Raw genomic sequence first — 7444 nt, 5'->3', positions numbered from 1 at the left:
CCCGGCCGGCGCGGGCAAGACCAGCGTCGCCAAGTACTGGGCGGACCACCGCCGCGTCCCCACGGCCCACATCAGCCTGGACGACGTCCGCGAATGGGTCCGCTCGGGCTTCGCCGACCCGCAGTCCGGCTGGAACGACAACTCCGAGGCCCAGTACCGCCTGGCCCGCCGCACCTGCGGCTTCGCCGCCCGCAACTTCCTCGCCAACGGCATCTCCTGCATCCTGGACGACGCCGTCTTCCCGGACCGCCCGGTCGTGGGCCTCGGCGGCTGGAAGCGGCACGTGGGCCCCGGCCTGCTGCCGGTGGTCCTCCTCCCGGGCCTGGACATCGTCCTGGAGCGCAACGCCGAACGCACCGGCAACCGCCGCCTCACCGACGAGGAGGTGGCCCGCATCCACGGCCGCATGGCCGGCTGGTACGGCTCGGGCCTGCCGATCATCGACAACTCCCAGCTGGACATCCCGGCCACGGCGAGGGTCCTGGACGAGGTCCTGGCCCGAGCGATCGCAAGCCCACCGAGCTGGTGAGCAGAGGGCGCCCGGGCCCACCGAGGGGGCGCGGGGAACGGCGCGACAAGCCACAGCGCACCCGCACTCGGCACGGAACAGCACACCCTCTCACCTGCCCCGCACCCCACTCGGCCCTCCCAATCGGCACAATCGGCGCAAAACTCCTACGCTCATCTCATGTCAGAGGTGTACGCGAACCGCCGATCCCGGCTGAGGGAATACGTCAACGCGGCCGGCACCGCGGCAGCGCTCGTCACCCGTCCGGCCAACGTCCGCTACCTTGCCGCCGCGTCCCCGCGGGGCTCCGTCCTGCTGCTGGGCAGACGCGAGGACGTCCTGGTGTGCGCCGGCCCGCCGGACGACCGCCCCCACGAGGGCCGGCCGGACGAGAACCTGCGCCTGCACGTCCTCCCGTCGCCCGGAGGCGACACCGCGGTCGCCGCGGCCGGCCTGGCCGTGGCCCAGGAGGCCGACAGCCTCGCCGTGGAGGAACACCACCTCACCGTCACCCGGCACCGGGCCATCGCCTCCGTCGCCCCCAAGCTCCGCCTCACCGACCTCGCCACTGCCGTGGAGCAGCTCCGCGTGGTCAAGGACGAGGAGGAGATCTCCTGCCTCCGCATCGGCGCCGAGATCGCCGACCAGGCACTCGGCGAACTGCTGGAGTCCATCCTGGTCGGCCGCACCGAACGGCACCTCGCCCTGGAACTGGAGCGGCGCCTGGTCGACCACGGCGCCGACGGACCGGCCTTCCCCACCTCGGTGGCCACCGGACCGCACGCCGGCCGCCGCGGCCACCGCCCCACCGACCGGCGCGTGGAGGAGGGCGACTTCCTCTCCGTCTGCCTGGGCGCCACCTACCGCGGCTACCGGTGCGAGATCGGCCGCACCTTCGTCATCGGCACCTCGCCCGCCGACTGGCAGATCGAGCTGTACGACCTTGTCTTCTCGGCCCAGCGCGCCGGCCGCGAGTCCCTGGCACCCGGTGCCGCCTACCGTGATGTGGACCGCGCGGCACGCCAGGTGCTGGACTCCGCGGGCTATGCGGAAGCCCTCCCACCGCTGACCGGCCACGGTGTCGGACTCGAAATCGACGAGGACCCGCAGTTGGCTCCCTCAGCCATGGGTAAACTGGACGCTTGCGTGCCGGTCACCGTCGAACCGGGGGTCCACCTCCCGGGCCGGGGCGGTGTCCGGATCGATGACACGCTCGTCGTACGCCCCGAGGCGGACGGCGGACCCGAGCTACTCACCATCACGACCAAGGAGCTGCTCGCGCTATAGGTGCGTGCCCCGGGGTCGTCCACGTCAGTCCAGGAGATTCCGCAACCGTGGCTTCCACGAACGACCTCAAGAACGGCATGGTGCTCAAGCTCGAAGGCGGCCAGCTCTGGTCCGTCGTCGAGTTCCAGCACGTCAAGCCCGGCAAGGGCCCGGCCTTCGTGCGCACCAAGCTCAAGAACGTGCTCTCCGGGAAGGTCGTCGACAAGACCTTCAACGCCGGCGTCAAGGTCGAGACGGCCACTGTCGACAAGCGCGACATGGAGTTCTCGTACATGGACGGCGACTACTTCGTCTTCATGGACATGGAGACGTACGACCAGCTCATGGTCGAGCGCAAGGTCGTCGGCGACGCCGCCAACTTCCTCATCGAGGGCTTCAAGGCCACCGTCGCCCAGCACGAGGGCGAGGTGCTCTTCGTGGAGCTGCCGGCCGCCGTCGAGCTGACCGTCGCCGAGACCGAGCCGGGCGTCCAGGGCGACCGCTCCACCGGTGGCACCAAGCCCGCCAAGCTGGAGACCGGCCACCAGATCCAGGTGCCCCTCTTCATCACCACCGGTGAGAAGATCAAGGTCGACACCCGCACCAGCGACTACCTCGGCCGGGTGAACAGCTAACCGTGGCTGCCCGCAACACGGCCCGCAAGCGCGCCTTCCAGATCCTCTTCGAGGGCGACCAGCGCGGCGCCGACGTCCTGACGGTCCTCGCGGACTGGATCCGGCTCTCCCGGTCCGACACCCGGCAGCCGCCGGTCAGCGAGTACACGATGCAGCTGGTCGAGGGCTACGCGGAACACGCGAAGCGCATCGACGAGCTGATCGCCCAGTACGCGGTGGGCTGGACGCTCGACCGCATGCCGGTGGTCGACCGCAACATCCTGCGGCTGGGCGCGTACGAGCTGATCTGGGTGGACGAGACCCCGGACGCCGTCGTCCTGGACGAGATGGTCCAGCTGGCGAAGGAGTTCTCGACCGATGAGTCGCCCTCCTTCGTCAACGGCCTGCTGGGCCGCCTGAAGGAGCTGAAGCCGTCACTGCGACGCGCTTAGCCGACAGCGACAAGGGGCGCCGTGGGACTGCGGCAGCCCGGTGACCCACGGGTCCACCGAGGCTGCTCACGCGGTCCCCGCGCCCCTTTCGGCATGTGCGCCGCCCTGCCGCCCGGGGACGGCCCGAGCAGTCGTGAAAACGCCGCCGGGGTGGCCGGAACCGCAAAGTTCCGGCCACCCCGGCGGCACGTTTCTGCTCAGGCGTCGCAGGCGCTCACGCCTCTTCGTGCGTGGCGACCGCGCGGCGCGCGTCCGCGTCCAGCACACCCCAGCTGATCAGCTGCTCGGTGAGCACCGAGGGGGACTGGTCGTAGATGACGGCGAGTGTGCGCAGGTCGTCCTGGCGGATGGAGAGCACCTTGCCGTTGTAGTCACCGCGCTGGGACTGGATCGTCGCCGCGTAGCGCTGCAGGGGGCCCGCCTTCTCGGCCGGCACGGTGGCCAGCCGCTCCAGGTCCAGGACCAGCTTCGGCGGCGGCTCGGCGGCGCCGCCCGGCGTGGTGCCCGGCAGGAGCTCCTGCACCGGAACGCCATAGAAATCGGCCAGCTCGGCGAGTCGCTGCACGGTCACGGCACGGTCGCCGCGCTCGTACGAACCGACCACCACGGCCTTCCAGCGCCCCTGGGACTTCTCCTCGACACCGTGGAGGGAAAGGCCCTGCTGGGTGCGGATGGCCCGGAGCTTGGCCCCGAGCTGTTTGGCGTATTCGCTGGACATATAGCTCCCCGGACACTGTGTCGACGCGGCCGGCTGTCTTCCCGCCGCGCGGCTGGTAACTCACTGTGAGGTTACGCAGCGTGACTCTTCTGCGTCAAGCCGAATGGTCCACACCGACTCTTCCGTGGTAGTGGCGGCCGATTGAGCCAACCGGGTGACAAGGGAGTGACCGGGGGGTGGCACGGGCCGGTCCCGTGACCTGCTACGGTGGATGGCGCAATTCCGACGTCCTTTAAGGTCCGTCCCGTGAGGCGGAGAAGGAGGTCCGTTTCGTATGGACAAGCACGACACGCCTGCGCGTCCGCAAGCGTCCGATGCGCGGCCCGTTCTCGAGGGCCCCGACATCGCGCGGGTGCTGACCCGTATCGCCCACGAGATCGTCGAACGCGCCAAGGGCGCCGACGACGTGGTGCTCCTCGGCATTCCGACCCGGGGCGTCTTCCTCGCCCAGCGGCTCGCCGCCAAGCTGGAGCAGATCACCGACCGCAAGATCCCGGTCGGCTCCCTCGACATCACGATGTACCGCGACGACCTGCGCATGCACCCGCCGCGCGCGCTGGCCCGCACGGAGATCCCCGGTGACGGCATCGACGGCCGGCTGGTGGTCCTCGTCGACGACGTGCTCTTCTCCGGGCGCACGATCCGTGCCGCCCTCGACGCCCTGAACGACATCGGGCGCCCCCGCGCGGTGCAGCTCGCGGTCCTGGTCGACCGCGGCCACCGCGAACTGCCCATCCGCGCCGACTACGTCGGCAAGAACCTCCCCACGTCGCTGCGGGAGACGGTCAAGGTCCAGCTCGCCGAGGAGGACGGTCGCGACACCGTGCTGCTCGGTGTGAAGGCCGGCCAGTAGCAACCCAGACGCCCGGGCTGCTTCGGCATGCCCACATGCGCGTCGGTTTGCCCCGAATCTCCTGAATGAACTTCCTTACGGAGCCTGACAGATGCTGCGTCATCTCATCTCGGCCGCCGACCTCACCCGCGACGACGCCGTCCTGATCCTCGACACCGCCGAGGAGATGGCCCGGGTCGCCGACCGGCCGATCAAGAAGCTGCCGACCCTGCGCGGCCGGACGATCGTCAACCTCTTCTTCGAGGACTCCACGCGCACGCGTATCTCCTTCGAGGCCGCCGAGAAGCGGCTGTCCGCGGACGTCATCAACTTCTCCGCCAAGGGGTCGTCGGTGTCCAAGGGCGAGTCCCTGAAGGACACCGCCCAAACCCTGGAGGCCATGGGCGTCGACGCCGTGGTCATCCGGCACGGCGCCTCCGGAGCCCCGTACCGCCTCGCCAACTCCGGCTGGATCGACGCCGCCGTCGTCAACGCCGGCGACGGCACCCACCAGCACCCCACCCAGGCCCTGCTGGACGCCTTCACCATGCGACGCCGGCTGATCGGCCGCGACGCCGGGCTCGGCCAGGACCTGTCCGGCAAGCGGATCACCATCGTCGGCGACGTCCTGCACAGCCGGGTCGCCCGCTCCAACGTCGACCTGCTGCACACCCTCGGCGCCGAGGTCACCCTGGTCGCCCCGCCCACGCTGGTGCCGGTCGGCGTCGACTCCTGGCCGTGCGCGATCTCGTACGACCTCGACAGCGCGCTGCCCAAGTGCGACGCCGTGATGATGCTCCGCGTGCAGCGCGAGCGCATGAACGCGGCCTTCTTCCCCACCGAGCGCGAGTACTCCCGCCGCTACGGCCTCGACGGCGACCGCATGGCCAAGCTGCCCGAGCACGCCATCGTGATGCACCCCGGCCCGATGGTCCGCGGCATGGAGATCACCGCCGAGGTCGCCGACTCCGACCGCTGCACCGCCGTCGAGCAGGTCGCCAACGGCGTCTCCATCCGGATGGCCGTCCTCTACCTGCTGCTCGGCGGCAACGAGCCCGCCCTCACCCACGCCCGCACCAACGAGGAGAAGTAAGAACCATGAGCAAGATCCTGATCCGTGGTGCGAAGGTGCTCGGCGGTGCGCCGCAGGACGTCCTGATCGACGGCGAGACCGTCGCGGAGGTGGGCACCGGGCTGTCCGCCGAGGGCGCCGACGTGGTCGAGGCCGACGGCAAGGTGCTGCTGCCGGGCCTGGTCGACCTGCACACCCACCTGCGCGAGCCGGGCCGCGAGGACTCCGAGACCGTCCTCACCGGCACCCGCGCCGCGGCGAGCGGCGGCTACACGGCCGTCTTCGCCATGGCCAACACCTTCCCGGTCGCCGACACCGCCGGTGTGGTCGAGCAGGTCTGGCGGCTCGGCCAGGAGCACGGCTACTGCGACGTCCAGCCCATCGGCGCCGTCACCGTCGGCCTGGAGGGCAAGAAGCTCGCCGAGCTGGGTGCCATGCACGAGTCCGCCGCCGGCGTCACCGTCTTCTCCGACGACGGCAAGTGCGTGGACGACGCCGTGATCATGCGCCGCGCGCTGGAGTACGTGAAGGCCTTCGGCGGGGTCGTCGCCCAGCACGCGCAGGAGCCGCGGCTGACCGAGGGCGCCCAGATGAACGAGGGTGTCGTCTCCGCCGAGCTGGGCCTGGGCGGCTGGCCGGCGGTCGCCGAGGAGTCGATCATCGCGCGCGATGTGCTGCTCGCCGACCACGTCGGATCCCGCGTCCACATCTGCCACCTGTCGACCGCCGGCTCCGTCGAGATCGTCCGCTGGGCCAAGTCCCGCGGCATCCAGGTCACCGCCGAGGTCACCCCGCACCACCTCCTCCTCACCGACGAGCTGGTCCGCACCTACAACCCCGTGTACAAGGTCAACCCGCCGCTGCGCACCGAGCGCGACGTCATGGCCCTGCGCGAGGCGCTCGCCGACGGCACGATCGACATCGTCGCCACCGACCACGCGCCGCACCCGCACGAGGACAAGGACTGCGAGTGGGCCGCCGCCGCCATGGGCATGGTCGGCCTGGAGACCGCGTTGTCGGTGGTGCAGGAGACCATGGTCGACACGGGCCTGCTGGACTGGGCCGGCGTCGCCGACCGGATGTCCTTCAAGCCCGCGCAGATCGGACAGGCCACCGGCCACGGCCGTCCCGTCTCGGCTGGTGAGCCCGCCAACCTCACCCTGGTCGACACGGCATACCGTGGCCAGGTGGACCCCGCGGGCTTCGCCTCGCGCAGCCGCAACACCCCGTACGTGGGTCGTGAGCTGCCGGGCCGTGTGACGCACACGTGGCTGCGGGGCAAGGCCACGCTCGTCGACGGGAAGCTCACGTGACACCTGTAATCCTGCTGGCCGAGGCCCAGCGGTCGGCCGACGTCACCGACTGGCCGGCCCGTATCGGCTGGCTCGTCGGACTGGCCCTCTTCATCGCGCTCGTCTACTGGCTGATGCGCGAGGGCTGGAAGTGGCGCGGCACCCTCCAGAGCGACCTGCCCGCGCTGCCCAGCGCGCCGGAGGAGACCGGCCCGGCCAGACTGAGCATGAGCGGCCGCTACCACGGCTCCACCACCGCCGGGCAGTGGCTGGACCGCATCGTGGCCCACGGCCTGGGCACCCGCAGCCGGGCCCAGCTCACCCTGACCGACGCGGGCCTGGAGGTCGAGCGCCCCGGAGCGGCCGACTTCTTCGTCCCCACGGCCGCACTGCGCGGCGCCCGCCTGGACAAGGGCATCGCCGGCAAGGTCCTCACCGAGGGCGGACTGCTGGTGGTGACCTGGGCACACGGCGACAAGCTGATCGACTCCGGCTTCCGCTCCGACCACGCGGCCGAGCACAACGAGTGGGTCGACACCCTGAACCAGATGATCAACGACACGGAAGGCGCACGATGACGACCTCCACCAGGGGAACCGCCAGGGTTCCCGCCGTACTCGTCCTGGAGGACGGCCGCATCTTCCGCGGTCGCGCCTACGGGGCCGTGGGGGAGACCTTCGGCGAGGCCGT

At 70.7% G+C, this 7444-nt stretch carries 9 protein-coding genes and 1 pseudogene; 9 read left to right on the top strand and 1 reads right to left on the bottom strand.

Translation table 11 applies throughout. The annotated features are described in order from the left end of the window. The 4 genes from CCN44_RS13470 to nusB form a co-directional block, all read left to right on the top strand. Positions 1 to 529: ATP-binding protein (locus CCN44_RS13470; protein ID WP_086697779.1), on the top strand; the 529-nt coding region annotated here is incomplete at its 5' end. Positions 530 to 688: 159 nt separating this feature from the next. Then, the gene (locus tag CCN44_RS13465; RefSeq protein WP_059248231.1) at positions 689 to 1795 is read left to right on the top strand and encodes an aminopeptidase P family protein; all 1107 of its coding nucleotides are present in this window, start codon (positions 689 to 691) and stop codon (positions 1793 to 1795) included. A gap of 47 nt (positions 1796 to 1842) precedes the next feature. Further along, on the top strand, positions 1843 to 2409 hold the full coding sequence (gene efp, locus CCN44_RS13460; RefSeq protein ID WP_059248230.1) for an elongation factor P: 567 nt from the start codon (positions 1843 to 1845) through the stop codon (positions 2407 to 2409). A gap of 2 nt (positions 2410 to 2411) precedes the next feature. After that, entirely contained in the window at positions 2412 to 2840 is a 429-nt protein-coding gene (gene nusB, locus CCN44_RS13455) for a transcription antitermination factor NusB (protein ID WP_059248229.1), read from the top strand. A gap of 214 nt (positions 2841 to 3054) precedes the next feature. Here nusB and bldD read toward each other — a convergent pair whose 3' ends face one another. Beyond that, positions 3055 to 3558 (bottom strand): transcriptional regulator BldD, encoded by a 504-nt coding sequence (gene bldD, locus CCN44_RS13450; protein WP_014671524.1) that lies wholly within the window; start codon positions 3556 to 3558, stop codon positions 3055 to 3057. Positions 3559 to 3832: 274 nt separating this feature from the next. Here bldD and pyrR point away from each other — a divergent pair, with 274 nt between their 5' ends. From pyrR to CCN44_RS46155, 5 genes and pseudogenes are all read left to right on the top strand, one after another. After that, positions 3833 to 4411 carry a bifunctional pyr operon transcriptional regulator/uracil phosphoribosyltransferase PyrR gene (gene pyrR, locus CCN44_RS13445; RefSeq protein WP_059248228.1) on the top strand — a complete coding sequence of 193 codons (579 nt, stop codon included), beginning with the start codon at positions 3833 to 3835 and terminating at the stop codon, positions 4409 to 4411. 91 nt (positions 4412 to 4502) lie between these two features. Next, the gene (locus CCN44_RS13440; RefSeq protein WP_059248227.1) at positions 4503 to 5483 is read left to right on the top strand and encodes an aspartate carbamoyltransferase catalytic subunit; all 981 of its coding nucleotides are present in this window, start codon (positions 4503 to 4505) and stop codon (positions 5481 to 5483) included. 5 nt (positions 5484 to 5488) lie between these two features. Further along, complete coding sequence (locus CCN44_RS13435; protein WP_059248226.1) at positions 5489 to 6775, top strand: dihydroorotase; 1287 nt, start codon at positions 5489 to 5491, stop codon at positions 6773 to 6775. Beyond that, a complete protein-coding gene (locus tag CCN44_RS13430; RefSeq protein ID WP_086697778.1) occupies positions 6772 to 7332 on the top strand; it encodes a PH-like domain-containing protein in 561 nt (186 codons plus the stop codon). Before CCN44_RS13435 ends, CCN44_RS13430 begins: the two co-directional genes overlap by 4 nt. After that, a pseudogene (locus CCN44_RS46155) lies at positions 7329 to 7444 on the top strand (carbamoyl phosphate synthase small subunit); the annotation flags it as partial. The gene CCN44_RS13430 and the pseudogene CCN44_RS46155, both read left to right, overlap by 4 nt.

It is taken from the genome of Streptomyces tricolor (genome assembly GCF_002155905.1).
GTDB lineage: Bacteria > Actinomycetota > Actinomycetes > Streptomycetales > Streptomycetaceae > Streptomyces > Streptomyces tricolor.
Note: the sequence above shows the minus strand (reverse complement) of the source record. Positions and strands in the feature narration are given on the sequence as shown.